This is a genomic window from uncultured Roseobacter sp. (assembly GCF_947492555.1).
Lineage (GTDB): Bacteria > Pseudomonadota > Alphaproteobacteria > Rhodobacterales > Rhodobacteraceae > Roseobacter.
This window is the reverse complement of record NZ_CANLNE010000003.1, coordinates 383960-399167: the sequence shown is the minus strand read 5'-3', so window position 1 is coordinate 399167 and position 15208 is coordinate 383960. Positions and strand designations below refer to the sequence as shown.

The window sequence follows — 15208 nt, the reverse complement described above, 5'->3', positions numbered from 1 at the left end:
CTGCCTTGACTTACTATACTGCCTCGATGCGCCCCTTTTCGGGGTCTGCTGGCGTCACAGTAGCGCGAAATCATTCGCAACGCCAGCCTCAAGGCTTGCCATTGCTCGGTTTTCACGCCAGTTGGCGGCGATGCAGATTGATACGGCAATCATAGGCGCGGGTGCCGCTGGCATGATGTGTGCCGCCCACGCAAAAGGGCGCATTCTGCTGGTGGATCACGCGCGGTCACCGGGGGAGAAAATCCGCATCTCCGGCGGCGGAAGATGCAACTTCACCAATCTCCATACGGACGCCGGCGCGTTCCTGTCCGGCAACCCGCATTTCGCCAAATCCGCACTGGCCCGCTACACGCAATGGGACTTCATCGATCTGGTGGATCGTCACGGCGTCGCCTGGCATGAAAAGACGCTGGGACAGCTCTTTTGTGACACCTCAGCCAAGGAGATCATCGCGATGCTCCGGGGATTGATGCAGCAAAACGGCGTCGATCTGCGGTTGCAAACCACGGCACAGGGTTTTGCAAAATCCCCGGATGGGTTCACATTCATCCTGGACACAGACGGCACCACAACGCAGATCACCGCCAAGAACCTCGTGGTCTGCACTGGCGGGAAATCCATCCCGAAAATGGGCGCCACGGGCCTTGCCTATGATCTGGCGGCGCAATTCGGCCTGCCGGTTACCGAAACCCGCCCCGCGCTGGTCCCATTTACCTTCGCCAAGGAGCGGTTCACCAACCTTGCCGGGGTGTCCGCTAAGGCCCGGGTGACGGCTGGCCACCAGAGCTTTGACGAAGCCCTGCTCTTCACCCACAGGGGCCTCTCCGGCCCGGCCATATTGCAGGCTTCCTCCTATTGGCGGGAGGGTGACGAGGTTTCCGTCAATCTGTTGCCGGATGTTGACCTCATGGACAGACTGCGCAGTCAGCGTAAACAGTCGGGGCGGCGCAACCTGACCACGGAACTGGCGGCCCACCTGCCCGCGCGTCTGGTGGAGCATCTGGCGCACGAAATCGACCTGACGGGCAACCTCGCGGACCAGTCCGACCAGCACCTCGGCAGCATCTGCAACAACCTGTCCGACTGGCGGCTGAAACCCACCGGCACCGAAGGCTACCGCACGGCGGAAGTTACGCTGGGCGGTATCGATACCGATGCGCTCTCCGCCCAGACGATGGAGGTAAAGTCAGTGCGCGGACTTTATTTCATTGGCGAAGCGGTCGATGTCACCGGTTGGTTGGGTGGATACAACTTTCAATGGGCGTGGTCATCAGCCATGGCCGCAGCACGGGCGCTCAATGCCTGAGCCTTCATTGTTCTGAAAATATGCCCGCCGGAGGCAGCCCAACGTCCGAAAAAAGCAAAGAATTCAGAGATAAGCCCGAACCGCAGCCACAAAATCGTCACCGCGCTGCTCGAAGTTGTCATATTGATCGAAACTGGCCGCCGCAGGCGCCAAAAGAACAACATCCCCCTCTTCCGCCTCGGCCACGGCACAGGCCACCGCCTTTTCCATCGTGGTGCAAACCTCGGCCTCCATCGGCAGCTGCATGGCAAAGGACGCTGCTTCCCGACCAATCACATAGGCCTTGCGCACCGAGGACGCGGTGCCAAGCTCCGCCAACCCGCCCTCTTTTTCCAACCCGCCGCAGATCCAGCGCACCCGCTCGAAGGCCGACAATGCCTTGGCCGCCGCGTCCACATTCGTGGCCTTGCTGTCGTTGACAAAACGCACGCCGTCCTTTTCTCCAACCAACTGGCTGCGATGCGGCAACCCGCTGAAACTGTGGAAGGCCGCGTCGATCACCTTCGGCGCCAACCCCAACGCCCGACAAACGGCATAGGCCGCGCAGGCATTCTGGTGGTTATGGGCCCCCGGCAACCCTGGAACCCCGCGCAGATCGATGGACCCCACCTGTTTGCCTTTGCGGTACTCCGAAAGAAAACCCTTGCGCGCAAAGACCTGCCACCCCGGCCCGGTCAGCTTTCCAGCGACAGAGACGCGGATGACCCGGTCATCCCTGCGCCCCTCGGAGAGCTGTCCGGCCAGATACTGTCCCTCGGGTTCATCCACGCCAATCACCGCCCGGTCCGGCCCGCCTTCGGAAAAGAGCCGCCGCTTGGCGGCAAAATACCCCCCCATCCCCGCGTGCCGGTCCAGATGATCCGGTGAGAGATTGGTAAACACTGCGATGTCCGGCGTCAGGCTGCGCGCCAGCTCGGTCTGGTAACTGGAGAGTTCCAGCACGACAACTTCGCCGTCAATGGGCGGCTCCAGATCAAGGACGCCACGCCCGATGTTCCCGGCCAGCTGACAGGGACGCTCAACCTCCGACAGAATATGGTGGATCAATGCGGAGGTTGTGGATTTCCCGTTCGACCCGGTGACCGCCACAACCCGTGGCGCCACATCAAACCCGTTCCACGCGTGCGTCGCAAAGGACTGAAAGAAGAGACCAATGTCATTGTCGACCGGCACCCCCGCCGACAGCGCCGCCGCAACAACCGGGTTCGGGGTGGGGTAGAGATGCGGAATGCCGGGGCTGACGATCAGCCGTGCGATATCGTCAAAATCAGCCGCCGTACGAAACGGCTGGCACGTGAACCCCTCCGCCTCGGCGCGCTCCCTGGCGCCTGGGTTGTCATCCCAGCAAAGCGGCGTCGCCCCGCCCGCCGCCAGTGCCCGCGCGGCGCTCAGCCCCGAGCGACCCAACCCCAGAACGGCAACTTTCTGACCTTGCACACCTACAACCGGAATCACGCACGGCTCTCCCTTCACGTTTCGGAGACATTGCCGCCCGGAGCGTCCGGGGGCAAGCCGGTTAACGCGGCGCACGCCGGGGGCGCTAAGGAGTGAATGACGCGGTGGACAGCCGATGCCCTATCGAGACCGATGTCTGGCTTGCGCAGGAAGCAGACTTTGCAAAGTGTGTACAATTTCCCGACAGCAGACCTTAAAGCTCAGCTTGGCCAAACAGGAAGTATGAGCGAGACGACACGTGTAATCTGTCATGTGATAGCGGGAGACGATACAGTCCACGCAGATCGGTTTTTCGGAGGATCGGGATACGGCGACTATGATTTTGAAATGCCAAGTACAAGGCCAACTGCTTGAGCGAATGTTTGTAGTCTTACAAAAAGAGTGTGTTCCAGCTTGGAGCCATCAGGATAGATTTCATTTGAGAAAAATTGGTCCAAACGTGTCTCGCCAATTCGCACTGTCATTGAGTTCTTTTTTGAAATCAGCTCTCAGGCTGATGACCTTTCCAGCACTAATAGTTTGCACGACATTCGTTGCGTTAGAAAGAGCCTCCGCCGATGAGGTTGCACGAATAGAACAAATGCTGTCTTGGACCGAACGCGTTGGCGTCGACTTGGAACGTGTCAAAGAAGTTTCAACCACACTTAATGGATGTGAACTCCAAATGGAAACTGAATATAGTTCTCCGGACCCGCAGCCAATTGGTGTAAAGCTGCAGATCTTGACAATCGATCTAACTCGGGTCGGGCGAATTGAGCAAAGCGAGTTCCGTGGTCTTTATCTAGTTGAACTATATGCGTATGGCTTTGGCAGTATCTTTCGTCCGCTCGAAGATATGAAAGCGCATACATACTCAGAAAGGCGGGATGGGAAAAAATTTGAATCGGTCGAAAACCTGACACTGAACCTGTTTATTCCGCTTCCTGACCGAGAAACTATCGCGAATGATTTACGCGATTACGTCGAAGCTTACTGCTCAAAAGGTGCCTGACACTGGATTATTCAATCCTTAGCCAGCAAAATTTAAAAGACTGGCGCGAAATGACTGACGCGCAATTCGCTTAAGCAAGGGACTCTGGCTTAAAAGATCAGAACAGTGTAGGCGGCGACTACACTTCTCGTCAGAGGACATTGGTCCGCTTTGGGCTGACAGGGGTCACCGCACGCCAGCGGATATCGCAAGGCTACTAGCGCTAAGCCGATATAGAAGACCCAGCCGGCGGCTGACTTCTGTTCATAACGAGTCGGTCAACGCACTTTCAGCGTGGCCAGCCCGATCATCGCCAGGATCAGGGAAATGATCCAGAAGCGGATCACGATGGTGCTCTCGGCCCATCCTTTTTTCTCATAGTGGTGATGGATCGGGGCCATCAGGAAAACGCGTTTCCCGGTACGTTTGAAATAGAGGACCTGAATGATCACCGACAGCGCCTCGACCACGAAAAGCCCGCCGACGATGGCCAGCACGATCTCGTGCTTGGTGCTGACGGCGATGGCACCCAAAGCACCGCCCAGAGCAAGGCTGCCGGTGTCACCCATGAAAACGGCTGCCGGGGGCGCGTTGTACCACAAAAACCCGAGGCCGCCGCCGAAGAGACCGGCGCAGAAGATCAGGATCTCGCCGGTGCCGGGCACATAGTGCACATCGAGGTACTCGGTGAAATCGACCCGGCCCACCGCATAGGCAATGACACCCAGTGTACTGGCCGCGATCATGACCGGCATGATGGCAAGCCCATCCAGCCCGTCGGTGAGGTTCACCGAGTTGGCCGCCCCAACGATTACAATCATGCCGAAGGGGATGAAGAACATCCCCAGATTGATCAACACATCCTTGAACACAGGCAGGGCAAGCCGCCCGGCGAGCGGATCATACTCCGCCACCCGCGCCGCAAGTTCGACATCATTTGAGGCATGTATCGACATGGCCCAATAGGTTGCAATCCCGGCGATGACGAACCCCAACAGCAGCCGCACCTTGCCCGGAACGCCCTTGTGGTTGCCCTTTGACACCTTGGCGTAGTCATCGGCAAAGCCGATAGCGGCAAAGCTGAGCGTCACGCAGAGCACGATCCAGACAAAGGGGTTGTCGAGCCGCGCCCAGAGCGCCGTGGAGGTCACCAGCGCCCCAACGATCAGCAGACCACCCATGGTCGGCGTGCCCGCCTTGGCGAAATGCGTCTCGGGACCGTCGTCGCGGATGGGCTGGCCCTTGCCCTGACGCTTGCGCAGCACGGCGATCAGCGGTTTGCCAAAGAGGAACCCAAATACCAAGGCCGTCAGAAAGGCGCCGCCAGCGCGGAAGGTGATGTAGCGAAAGAGGTTGTAAAAATCCCCCCCGTCCGACAGCAGCGTGAGCCAGTAAAGCATCGATTATCCTTCTTCCACATCCAGCGGGGCATGTCCCATTTTGCGGATGGCGTCAACGATGAGACCCAGCTTCATGCTCAGCGACCCCTTGGCCAGCACCACATCGCCACTGTCGAGTCTGCGTTTCAGACCCGGCAGCGCCTCCTCGGCGGTCTCGAACCACGCCCCGCGCTGCGCCTCGGGCAGAACATTGTAGAGCGATCGCATGAGGGGTCCGATACAATGCACAACGTCCAGCGATTGCATCGCCTGCAAGTGCGCGAGACCAGCATGCAGGGCAATCTCATCCGGCCCCAATTCCTTCATGTCGCCCAGAAAAGCGATCCGCCGCCCGCGCGAGACACGCCCGATATCGTTGGTCACCGGGGCTGCGGCCAGCACGTCCAGCGCCGCCGCCATCGACGTGGGGTTGGCGTTGTAGCTGTCGTCGATCAGATCCAGCGTCATGCCCACTTCAACAGCATCAAGATGTATGCGTTCGCGCTGACCCCGGCCCTTGTAGGGCTTCCATCGACCCAGGGCGGCGACGGCCAGCGCGATATCGGCATGAAGGGCTGCCACCACCGCCAGCGCGCCGAGCGCGTTCATGGCAAAGTGACGTCCGGGAGAAGCGATTTTGTAAAGCAGCGGCTCCGCCCCCATCTGCGCCTGAACGACCGTGGTGTCCTCCCGCAGATCGGCCCGGATCAGTTTGAAATCATAGCCGTTTTCGCCAAAGCTGATGTCGCGCAGCTTGCAATCCTGCGCCTTGGCCATCAGGATCGCCGCGGTTTCGACATCCGAATTCAGCACCGCAACACCGTTCGGGACAACGCCGTCGAAAATCGAGGCTTTTTCCACGGCAATGCCGGTGATGTCGTCGAAAGCCTCCAGATGCGCGGCGGCCACGGTGGTGACCAGCGCCACATGCGGCTGTGCCATTTTAGAAAGCGGCGCAATTTCGCCGGGGTGGTTCATGCCGATCTCGATCACGGCGAATTCGGTGTCGGCAGGCATCCGCGCCAGCGTCAGCGGCACGCCCCAATGGTTGTTGTAGCTGGCCACAGAGGCATGGGTGCGCCCCTGCACGCGCAACATTTCGAGCAGCATCTCCTTGGTCGACGTCTTGCCGACGCTGCCAGTCACAGCTGCAACTTTGCCACCCATCCGTGCCCGCGCCGCCTGTCCCAAAGCCTCCAGCCCGGCCAGCACGTCCGGAACAATCAAGAGGGGCGCATCGTCTGCCACGCCATCAGGCCGGTGCGTGACAAGGGCAGCCGCCGCACCTTTTTCCAGCGCCTGGGCCACAAATTCATGCCCGTCACGCTGGTCCTCGAGGGCTACGAAAAGGTCACCCGTTTCGATACTACGGGTGTCGATGGATACGCCCGTGGCGGTCCAATCGGTGGTAACCTGCCCGCCTGTCGCCGCCGCCGCGTCCTGCGCGGTCCAAAGCGTCACGCGAACCTCCCGTCCAGGGCCGCCACTGCGACGCTGGCCTGTTCAGCATCATCAAAGGGCAGAACATCGTCGCCCACGGTCTGACCGGTCTCGTGGCCTTTGCCCGCGATCAGCAGCGCATCCCCCGGCCCCAGCGCGTCCACACCGCGCAGAATGGCTTCGGCCCGGTCGCCCACCTCTTGTGCGTCGGGCGCGCCCAGCAGGACGGAGGCACGGATCGTCGCGGGGTCCTCGGAGCGGGGGTTGTCATCGGTCACGATGACCAGATCGGCGTTCTCCGCCGCTGCCTGCCCCATCAAGGGACGTTTGGTGGCATCGCGGTCCCCGCCTGCGCCGACGATTGCGATCAGCCGCCCGACAACATGCGGGCGCAGCGCCTTGAGGGCGGTGGCAACGGCCCCCGGCGTGTGGGCGTAATCCACAAAGACCGTGGCGCCATTGTCGCGTGTCGCCGCCAGTTGCATCCGACCGCGCACGGTCCTGAGATCCTCGAAGGTGTCGAACACCACGTTGGGCTTTTCGCCGCAGGCGATCACCAGTGCGGCGGCCAGCAAGACGTTTTCGGCCTGAAAATCCCCAATCAGGTTGATGCGGCGCACGTAGGATTTGCTCAGATGAAAGAACTGGACCGTCTGGCCGGTGGCATCGACCTGAATATTGCCGAGGTGAAAATCGCCGATGTCCCGCCCGACGGAGACCACCGGGCAGCCGCGCGCGTTAGCAATCGCGGCCATATCGACGCCACGCTCCTCCTCGATGTTGATCACGGCCTTGGCCTCTTCGGGCAGCACCCGCGCGAACAGCCCTGCCTTGGCATCGAAATAGGCCTCGAAGCTTTCGTGGTAGTCGAGATGGTCCTGCGAAAAGTTGGTGAAGCCAGCAGCCCTGAGGGTCACGCCGTCCAGACGTCGTTGATCCAGCCCGTGGCTGGAGGCCTCCATGGCCGCATGGGTAACCTCGTGCTCAGCGGCCTCGGCGAGCGCGCGGTGCAGAGTGATCGGCTCGGGCGTGGTGTGCATCAGCGGCGCGGTCCACGCGCCTTCCACACCGGTGGTGCCAAGGTTGATCGCGGCGTGGCCCAGCAGCGTCCAGATTTGCCGCACGAAGGTGCTGACCGAGGTTTTGCCGTTGGTCCCCGTGACCGCCACCATCACCGGCGGCTGCCGACCAAACCAGAGCGAGGCGGCGCGTGCCAGAGCCTCGCGCGGCTCGGACGTCACGACCAGGGCAGCTTCGCTGGTGCTTAGTTCCTCCGCGGCGATCTTGGCCCCGTCGGCATCTGTCAGCACAGCCGCCGCCCCCATACGCAGCGCATATTGGATGAACTCCGCGCCGTGCATCTTGACGCCCGGCATGGCGGCAAAGAGAAACCCCTCCTGCACGTCGCGGCTGTCCACGGCCAGCCCGGTGACCTCCGGATTGCGCCCGGCTTTGGCCGTCAGGCCGAGGGAGGAAAGTGTCTTTGCGTCTGTGCTCATCGGCTCCGCCCTTTCCGGCTCAGTTCCGGGTGAGCTTTACATCGGTAAGCACAGCAGGTTCAACGGTTGGCCTGAGACCCAGCAGCGGAGCAATGCGTTTGATCATCTCCGCCGCCACGGGCACGGCGGTCCAGCCTGCGGTGCGGCGCGGCTTTTCACCGGTGGTGTCCACCGCCTCGTCCAGCGTCACGATCAGCACATAGCGCGGGTCATGCGCCGGGAAGATCGAGGCAAATGTCGCGATCACCTTATCCTCGTAATACCCGCCCTGAGGGCGCGGTTTATCCGCCGTCCCGGTCTTGCCGCCCACGGCATAACCCGCCACGTCGCCAAAGCTGGCGGTGCCTTCGGTCACCACCCGGCGCAGCATCTTGCGCGCAGCACCGGCAGAGCGTTCGGAAATCACCCGTTCCCCCACCTGCGGCCCGTCCTGCTTGAGGATCGTCGGTTTCACCTTCAACCCGCCATTGGCAATCGCCGCATATCCCACCGCAAGATGCATCGGGGAGGTTGACAGCCCGTGGCCATAGGAAATGGTCATGGTGCTCAGCTCGGACCAGTTCTTGGGCAGTAGGGGTTTGCCCGTCGCCGCCTCGACAATCTCGAAACCCGTGGCCTCCAGCATGCCCATGGTGCCCATGAACTCCCGCTGCCGCGCCACGCCGATCTGCTGGGCAAGGCGCGCGGTGCCAATGTTGGAGCTCTTCTCGATGATCTTGCTGACTGTCATCGCATTGCCGTAGTTGCGGAAATCACGAATGCGGAACTTGCCCCAGCGCAATGGGCCTTTGGTGTCGATCACCGTATCGGGGCTCACCAGCCCCAGATCAAGCGCCTGTGCGACGGTGAAAATCTTGAAGGTCGAGCCCAACTCATAGACGCCCTGTACCGACCGGTTGAAAAGCGGGCTGTCCGAGGCATCGCCAGTGACCGCCGGACGCGGGCGGTTGTTGGGATCAAATCTGGGCAGGGACACAACACTGACGACTTCGCCGGTGTGGACGTCCATGAGGATGGAGGTCGCACCCTTGGCGTTCATCAGCTTCATGCCACCATAAAGCACACGCTCGGCCGCCGCCTGAACGGTCAGGTCGAGCGATAGTTCCAGCGGCTGGTTGCCATTGGCAGGATCGCGCAGATGATCGTCAAAATACTTCTCGACACCGGCGACGCCAATCACCTCGGCAGCATGCACCCCTTCGCGCCCATAGCTGGCGCCGCCCAGCACATGCGCGGCCAGGCGACCATTGGGATAGAGCCGCATGTCGCGCGCACCAAAGAGCAGGCCCGGATCGCCAATCTCATGCACCGCCTGCATCTGTTCGGGGCTGATCTTGCGCTTGATCCAGATGAATTTGCGCTTTCCGGTGAAATCCTCCAGCAAATCCTTTTCATCGAGATCCGGGAAGACACGCGCCAACTCGCGCGCCGAATGCGCCGGATCGACCATTTGGGGCGGTTGCGCATACAGGGAATGCGTCTCGAAATTCGTGGCCAGCAGACGCCCGTGCCGATCCACTATATCGGCGCGGCTGGCGTGGATGCGGGCGCCCGGTGCCTCGACACGCGGCTCCATCGGTTCAGCGGTCGCCAGCAGCCCCATGCGGGCACCGATGACGCCGAAGGCCACCACGAAGAACAGCCCCAGCACCAGCAGACGTCCCTCGGCGCGCTGACGGGACTGATCGCGCATCTGCTCGTGCCGGATGCGGATGTTTTCCCGCTCGATCGCATCGGGGTTTTCGCCCTTGGCGCGGGCATCGAGAATGCGCGCCAGCGGGCGCAGGGGTGTCCGGATCATGGGCGGCTCTCCTCGGTCACATCACCGGCGAGGCTGGAGACATCCACCGGATTGGTGATCGGCAGCAGCGGATCGGGCGGATAGGCCACCTGGCCCACGAGGCCGAACTGCTCTGGGCGCAATTCCAACAGGCCAAGCCGGTCAAAGTTGATCTCTGCCAGATCACGGAGACGGTCGGGCCGGTTGAGATAGGCCCATTCGGCGCGCAGCACCGCCAGCCGTTCGTGCGCCTCGCGGATGTCCTGCCGCAGCGTGCGGGTATCCGCCAGCGCTGCCTGTGTGGCATAGTTTTCCCGATAGGCCCAGAACGCGAGCCCAATCACGGCCAAGGTGGTCAGAATGTACAGAACCGTTCGCATTAACTCACCTCCTTGACCATCGGCATGCCGATGGATTTTGCGTCGATCTCACCCGCCGGGGCCTCGGTACGGGTTGCCACCCGCAGCTTGGCCGACCGGGCCCGCGGGTTACGCGCAATCTCTTCAGCATCCGCAGCGATGGCCTTGCGCGATTTGAGCGTGAAGGCCGGTGGGACCTTCTCCTGTTGCGGGGCGTATCTGTTGGCATTGCCACCCATCCCTGCCCGCGCTGTCAGGAAGCGTTTGACCATACGGTCCTCGACCGAATGAAAGGTCACGACGGCCAACTGCCCGCCGGGCTTGAGCGCGCGTTCTGCGGCCATAAGGCCCTGAAAAAGCTCGTCATACTCGTTGTTCACAGCGATCCGCAGCGCTTGGAAACTGCGCGTGGCCGGATGCGACTGACCGGGCTTGGCGCGCGGCAGACAGCCCTCGATGATGCCCGCAAGGCGCAAGGTCGTCGTGATTGGGTCCTGTGTGCGCTCGCGCAGAATGGCTTTTGCAATCCGGCGGCTGGCGCGTTCCTCGCCGTATTGGAAAAGGATGTTGGCCAGGGTCGCTTCATCCGCCTCGTTCACAATGTCGGCGGCGGACGGGCCATCCTGGCTCATGCGCATGTCCAAAGGTCCGTCGCGCATGAAGGAAAATCCCCGCTCGGCCTGATCCAGCTGCATCGAGGACACGCCCAGATCGAGCACGATCCCATCGAGATCGCTGGAATATTCGTCCATTTTCGAGAAAACACCGTGCTGCTGCGTCAGCCGACCCCCGTAGTCAGCCGCCCAATCCGCAGCCATCTCGAACGCCAGCGGATCGCGGTCCACCGCAATCACCCGTTCAGCGCCCGCCTCAAGGAAGCCTCGCGTGTAACCACCGGCACCAAAGGTGCCGTCCAGCCAGACACCGGTGACCGGCGCGACCGTCTTCAGAATGGCGGGCAGCAGGACGGGAATATGCGGGGCGGATGTGTCAGAGGGAGCCGCAGCAGCCATGGCTCACTCCCCTTGCTTGGAATCCAGGAAGACCAGCGGATCGAAATCATCCGGCAATTCATCGAGCCAGGCCTCGGTCTTGGCCGCTTCCTCCGCCTCGTAGGTCTCGGGCTTCCAGATCTGGAAGGTGTCACCGGCGGCGATGAAAAACGCCTCGCCGTCCAGCTCGATCTTGTTGCGCAGCTTGGCAGGCAGGACCAGACGCCCGGTTTCATCGACAGAGGTTGGGAAAGACTGTCCATGAAAGAGACGCTGGAGCATCTTGCGCTCCATCGCGCCGCGCGGCAGCGCATCGATCTTGTCGTCCACTTCGTTGATGGCCTCGATCGTGTAGCATTCCAGGTAGTTGCGGCGGTGATCGCCATAGACGATGACCAGCTCCGGGGCGTCGCCGGAGGACCAATTGGGATCGGCGGCCTCGATCACACGGCGAAAAGAGGCTGGGATAGAGACCCGCCCCTTGGTGTCGACCTTGTGATGGCTTTCGCCTCTGAACCTGCGGCTCACTGCCTTATCCCAATCTTTGACGCCACTTTAAGATTGACGCTTATCCCCCTGCCGTGAAATGGAAACGGCGGGTTGATCTGCTGCCACTGATCAACCCGCCGCCCTCGTCCCGCGTCTGCGGGGAAGTCCAGCTGCGCGCGCCACCTGGGGGGATGTCTGCTCGCTCGCGCGCCGGATCTCTTGGTCGGATGAAAGCGAGGTGCCTGTATGAAACCTGCTAGAGTTTTTTATTTGCGTGGGGTCGTTTGCTGCCCCGGTCTCGTTCCCATCTGATGCAATAGGGATACAGCGGGAAACCATGGGATAGCAAGGGATTTTTAGTTAGCAAATCTCTAATTTTCCTCTTTTGGCGTTAACAAACAACAGACATAAGAGGAGCTAGCAGGCAAAACCTTCCACAAATTGACAATACGACACATGAAGCCACTATATATAGTAGCCTCCTTGCTTCATAAAAATTTCCCCTAATATCCCAACAATTTTGCAATTCTGCCTCACACTCTTTTTTTGTTGCCTTTTTGTTCCATAAAATTTCCTGATATCAAGACTTTTTTTTTGATTCGCGATCTCCTCCAACGTCGTGCCAGACCCTACTGACCGCGCAGACGCATCATGTCCCATGATGTCCCATGGCAATCCAGACGCCCGGCAGAAAGCGCGGGACAACGTGTGAAACCGGTCACGAGGATTCTAGTATGAAAACTGACATCGCTATCTTGCGCCACACCTTCGGGCTGATTTTTTCGAACCCCTGGCAGACCCTGGTAGTCACAGCCCCGGGAACACTCACCTTCGTTGCAGCATTTCTTCTTTTCGGTCGTCTGGTCTTTTCGGATGCCGCCATGCAGTCAAGTTCGTTTTTCTCGCTCGCACTACTGCTACAGTTCGTGGCAACGATTTTTGCCAGTATTCTGATCGCTGTCATGTGGCATCGCTATGCTCTCCTGCAGGGCGATGACAGAGCCCTTATCATGCGGCCAAAACCATCCGCTTTTGGCCGCTACTTTTTTGCTACGATCTTCATAGTCCTGATCGTCTTGCCATTGTACTTGGCCGTGGGCTTTATCATTGGCTCGACAACAACAGCCCTCCTCGACCCCTTTGCGCAGGGGCGACTTGGAGCCGGGATCGCGATTGGTCTGATCCTGACACTTCTGATATCCTGGATCTTGATACGGATTGGCTTGATCCTGCCCGCAATAGCGATCAACGCACGACTGAGCATGATCGACAGTTGGAAAGCAACAGCATCCGTCTCATTTGTATTGATCCGGGTGATCCTCATCATCGCCGTGCTGAATATCCTGTTGAACATGGCCCTGGTTCAGTTTGTGTGGGCCATGCCGATGACGGGAATCGCGGTTCAGGTCCTGCTGTCCTTTTTCCAGATACTGGTCACACTCAGCCTACTCAGCACGCTCTACGGGTACCTGGTCGAAAAACGGGAACTGGCGTAGCCCGCCAAATCAGGCCATGCCTCCCTTGATCAGGCCCTCGGCGATACGCGCGTAGGCCTCAGCCATCGCCCCGTCACCCGCAGCCACGGGTGTGCCACCGTCGCCCGCAAGGCGTGTGTCCAGATCGATCGGCAGTGCGCCCAAGAGAGGCACACCCAGCCTCTCTGCTTCGGCGGCCACACCACCCTGCCCGAAGATTTGGTGCTCAGACCCGCAATCAGGGCAGACGAACATAGACATGTTCTCGATCAGCCCCAGCACCGGCGTCTTCAGCGTATCAAACATGTCGAGCGCCTTGCGGGCATCTATAAGGGCCACGTCCTGCGGGGTGGAGACGACAATCGCCCCGGTGAGTTCAGACTTGGTACAAAGCGTCAGCTGCACATCCCCCGTGCCCGGTGGCAAATCAACGAGCAGGATGTCCAGCTCCCCCCACTCCACCTGCCCCAGCATCTGCTGCAGCGCGCCCATCAGCATCGGCCCGCGCCAGACCACGGCCTTGCCCTCCTCCAGCATGAAGCCAATGGACATCAGCGTGACCCCATGGGCGTGCAGGGGAATGATCGTCTTGCCGTCGGGGGACGCGGGGCGTTTGTTCACCCCCATCATGCGCGGCTGAGAAGGACCGTATATATCAGCGTCGAGCAGCCCCACCTTGCGGCCCGCCCGCGCCAGCGCCACGGCGAGGTTCGAGGACACGGTAGATTTGCCCACCCCGCCCTTGCCGGAGCCGATGGCGAGAATGCGTTTCACACCGCTGGGCTTGGTTGGCCCTGCCTGCGGTTTCGGGTGCCCGCCGATCTTGAGGCTGGGGGGGCTGGGCTTTTTCTCTGCCGGGCCGTGCGCGGTCAGCGCGACCGAGGCTGTCTCAACTCCCGGCAGCTCCCGCACGATCTTTTCCGCGGCATCGCGGAGCGGCCCCATCTGGCGTGCGACCTCGGGGCTGGGCGCTTCGATCACGAATTTCACGGTGCCACTGTCAATGATCAGGGCACGAATCAAATCATGCGCAATGAGGCTCTTGCCATCGGGTAACGCAACACGGGCCAGCGCTGCCTCTATTTCGGCCTTCGTGACAGACATGCTCAATTTCTCCTCATATGCGCCACTTAGATAAGCGCCTGTTTCCGCTAACAGTATTTAGGGTCGAAAACTGCTTAACCCTATAGCAACACGCATAAATTTACGCTAGGTCGCCCATGCATTTGCTGCATAGCAGCATTGTTTAGCTGTCTATTGTGCAGTCGCAGCATAAGCATAAATATGGGACACAACAAAACGACGAACGAAAGATGAGGCACAGCAAATGGCCTACTACACACAGACGAATTCAGCATCCACCAGCCTGATCGAACGGGCGCTGGCTGCAACCGCAAACCTGCTTCAGGCTGCCGCGCAGCGCTATGCGACATATCGCGTGTACCGCGAGACGTATAACGAGTTGGCACAGCTGAACGACCGCGACCTGAACGATCTGGGCCTGTCCCGGTCGATGATCCGCGGCCTGGCGCTCGAAGCAGCGGAGAAACACGCAGGTAAGTGAACCTGTTTACAGATCAGACATTCGTCTCCTCCCTAGAGTGTCTGTAACATGCGACGGCATTCATCCTCCTCCCGGATGTCGTCGCCCTTACAAAAGCGCATGAAATTGCGCGCCTCTCCCTCCAGCCCATCGGGCAGCCGGGACAGGTCACCAGATCAGACGCACCTTTCCTCCTCCCTGGGGCGTCTGTGACCAGGCAGCGGCATTCATCCTCCTCCCGGATGCCGCTGTCCCTAATACCCAAGCCGAGATGGCTTGTTGTCATACGCTGCAGGGGCTTTCCTCCTCCCTAGTCGCTGCAGCGGACAAAGAAGGCGGCTCCCTCCTCCCGGGTGCCGCCTTTTTCCTTTTCCGGCCTCGGCTGCAACCCTTTGACCGGGGCAAGGACCGCTGGCCGAAAATAGCTCAAAATCTCGCGATTGAGGTGACTGGACCCCAGGTCTGGGAACCTTGCGCCACGGGGACCATCCAGCGCGGTCCTGCCCTTGACGCCAGACCTC

13 protein-coding genes are annotated in these 15208 nt (G+C 60.5%); 4 read left to right on the top strand and 9 right to left on the bottom strand.

Going from position 1 to position 15208, the window contains the following annotated elements:
* Positions 1-130 precede the first annotated feature (130 nt).
* Positions 131-1306 carry an NAD(P)/FAD-dependent oxidoreductase gene (locus tag Q1A07_RS15040; protein ID WP_299782735.1) on the top strand — a complete coding sequence of 392 codons (1176 nt, stop codon included), beginning with the start codon at positions 131-133 and terminating at the stop codon, positions 1304-1306.
* 63 nt (positions 1307-1369) lie between these two features.
* On the opposite strand, the gene murD is transcribed toward Q1A07_RS15040, so the two are convergent.
* Positions 1370-2761, bottom strand: coding sequence for a UDP-N-acetylmuramoyl-L-alanine--D-glutamate ligase (gene murD / locus Q1A07_RS15035; protein WP_299782733.1), 1392 nt, complete (start codon positions 2759-2761; stop codon positions 1370-1372).
* 358 nt (positions 2762-3119) lie between these two features.
* On the opposite strand from murD, the gene Q1A07_RS15030 reads away from it, so the two are divergent.
* Complete coding sequence (locus tag Q1A07_RS15030; protein WP_299782731.1) at positions 3120-3752, top strand: hypothetical protein; 633 nt, start codon at positions 3120-3122, stop codon at positions 3750-3752.
* Positions 3753-4009: 257 nt separating this feature from the next.
* Here the strand turns inward: Q1A07_RS15030 and mraY are convergent, their stop codons facing one another.
* Genes mraY through mraZ form a run of 7 tightly spaced genes read right to left on the bottom strand, consistent with a single transcriptional unit; the run spans position 4010 to position 11708 of the window.
* Positions 4010-5131: a phospho-N-acetylmuramoyl-pentapeptide-transferase gene (mraY, locus tag Q1A07_RS15025; protein ID WP_299782729.1), complete on the bottom strand. Its 1122-nt coding sequence runs from the start codon at positions 5129-5131 to the stop codon at positions 4010-4012.
* A 3-nt stretch (positions 5132-5134) separates the two neighbouring features.
* Positions 5135-6571: a UDP-N-acetylmuramoyl-tripeptide--D-alanyl-D-alanine ligase gene (gene murF / locus Q1A07_RS15020; RefSeq protein ID WP_299782728.1), complete on the bottom strand. Its 1437-nt coding sequence runs from the start codon at positions 6569-6571 to the stop codon at positions 5135-5137.
* Entirely contained in the window at positions 6568-8049 is a 1482-nt protein-coding gene (locus tag Q1A07_RS15015; RefSeq protein ID WP_299782726.1) for a UDP-N-acetylmuramoyl-L-alanyl-D-glutamate--2,6-diaminopimelate ligase, read from the bottom strand. Before Q1A07_RS15015 ends, murF begins: the two co-directional genes overlap by 4 nt.
* 19 nt (positions 8050-8068) lie before the next feature.
* The gene (locus Q1A07_RS15010) at positions 8069-9850 is read right to left on the bottom strand and encodes a penicillin-binding protein 2 (protein WP_299782724.1); all 1782 of its coding nucleotides are present in this window, start codon (positions 9848-9850) and stop codon (positions 8069-8071) included.
* The gene (locus Q1A07_RS15005) at positions 9847-10209 is read right to left on the bottom strand and encodes a cell division protein FtsL (RefSeq protein ID WP_299782722.1); all 363 of its coding nucleotides are present in this window, start codon (positions 10207-10209) and stop codon (positions 9847-9849) included. Before Q1A07_RS15005 ends, Q1A07_RS15010 begins: the two co-directional genes overlap by 4 nt.
* On the bottom strand, positions 10209-11201 hold the full coding sequence (gene rsmH, locus Q1A07_RS15000) for a 16S rRNA (cytosine(1402)-N(4))-methyltransferase RsmH (RefSeq protein WP_299782720.1): 993 nt from the start codon (positions 11199-11201) through the stop codon (positions 10209-10211). The genes Q1A07_RS15005 and rsmH overlap by 1 nt, the downstream gene beginning before the upstream one ends.
* Positions 11202-11204: 3 nt before the next feature.
* Positions 11205-11708, bottom strand: a complete 504-nt coding sequence (mraZ, locus tag Q1A07_RS14995) for a division/cell wall cluster transcriptional repressor MraZ (RefSeq protein WP_299782718.1) — start codon at positions 11706-11708, stop codon at positions 11205-11207.
* Positions 11709-12337: 629 nt separating this feature from the next.
* Here mraZ and Q1A07_RS14990 point away from each other — a divergent pair.
* Complete coding sequence (locus tag Q1A07_RS14990) at positions 12338-13165, top strand: hypothetical protein (RefSeq protein WP_299782716.1); 828 nt, start codon at positions 12338-12340, stop codon at positions 13163-13165.
* Between the two features lie 9 nt (positions 13166-13174).
* Here the strand turns inward: Q1A07_RS14990 and Q1A07_RS14985 are convergent, their stop codons facing one another.
* Entirely contained in the window at positions 13175-14248 is a 1074-nt protein-coding gene (locus Q1A07_RS14985; protein WP_299782714.1) for an Mrp/NBP35 family ATP-binding protein, read from the bottom strand.
* Positions 14249-14471: 223 nt separating this feature from the next.
* Between Q1A07_RS14985 and Q1A07_RS14980 the strand changes: the two genes are divergently transcribed.
* Positions 14472-14708, top strand: coding sequence for a DUF1127 domain-containing protein (locus Q1A07_RS14980; RefSeq protein ID WP_299782712.1), 237 nt, complete (start codon positions 14472-14474; stop codon positions 14706-14708).
* Positions 14709-15208: the final 500 nt, after the last annotated feature.

Coding starts and splice junctions, on each gene's coding strand:
- Q1A07_RS14990 (WP_299782716.1), top strand. CDS start 12,338: ATGGCAATCCAGACGCCCGGCAGAAAGCGCGGGACAACGTGTGAAACC.
- Q1A07_RS14985 (WP_299782714.1), bottom strand. CDS start 14,248: ATGTCTGTCACGAAGGCCGAAATAGAGGCAGCGCTGGCCCGTGTTGCG.
- Q1A07_RS15030 (WP_299782731.1), top strand. CDS start 3,120: ATGTTTGTAGTCTTACAAAAAGAGTGTGTTCCAGCTTGGAGCCATCAG.
- Q1A07_RS15010 (WP_299782724.1), bottom strand. CDS start 9,850: ATGATCCGGACACCCCTGCGCCCGCTGGCGCGCATTCTCGATGCCCGC.
- Q1A07_RS14980 (WP_299782712.1), top strand. CDS start 14,472: ATGGCCTACTACACACAGACGAATTCAGCATCCACCAGCCTGATCGAA.
- Q1A07_RS15015 (WP_299782726.1), bottom strand. CDS start 8,049: ATGAGCACAGACGCAAAGACACTTTCCTCCCTCGGCCTGACGGCCAAA.
- rsmH (WP_299782720.1), bottom strand. CDS start 11,201: ATGGCTGCTGCGGCTCCCTCTGACACATCCGCCCCGCATATTCCCGTC.
- Q1A07_RS15005 (WP_299782722.1), bottom strand. CDS start 10,209: ATGCGAACGGTTCTGTACATTCTGACCACCTTGGCCGTGATTGGGCTC.
- Q1A07_RS15040 (WP_299782735.1), top strand. CDS start 131: ATGCAGATTGATACGGCAATCATAGGCGCGGGTGCCGCTGGCATGATG.
- mraY (WP_299782729.1), bottom strand. CDS start 5,131: ATGCTTTACTGGCTCACGCTGCTGTCGGACGGGGGGGATTTTTACAAC.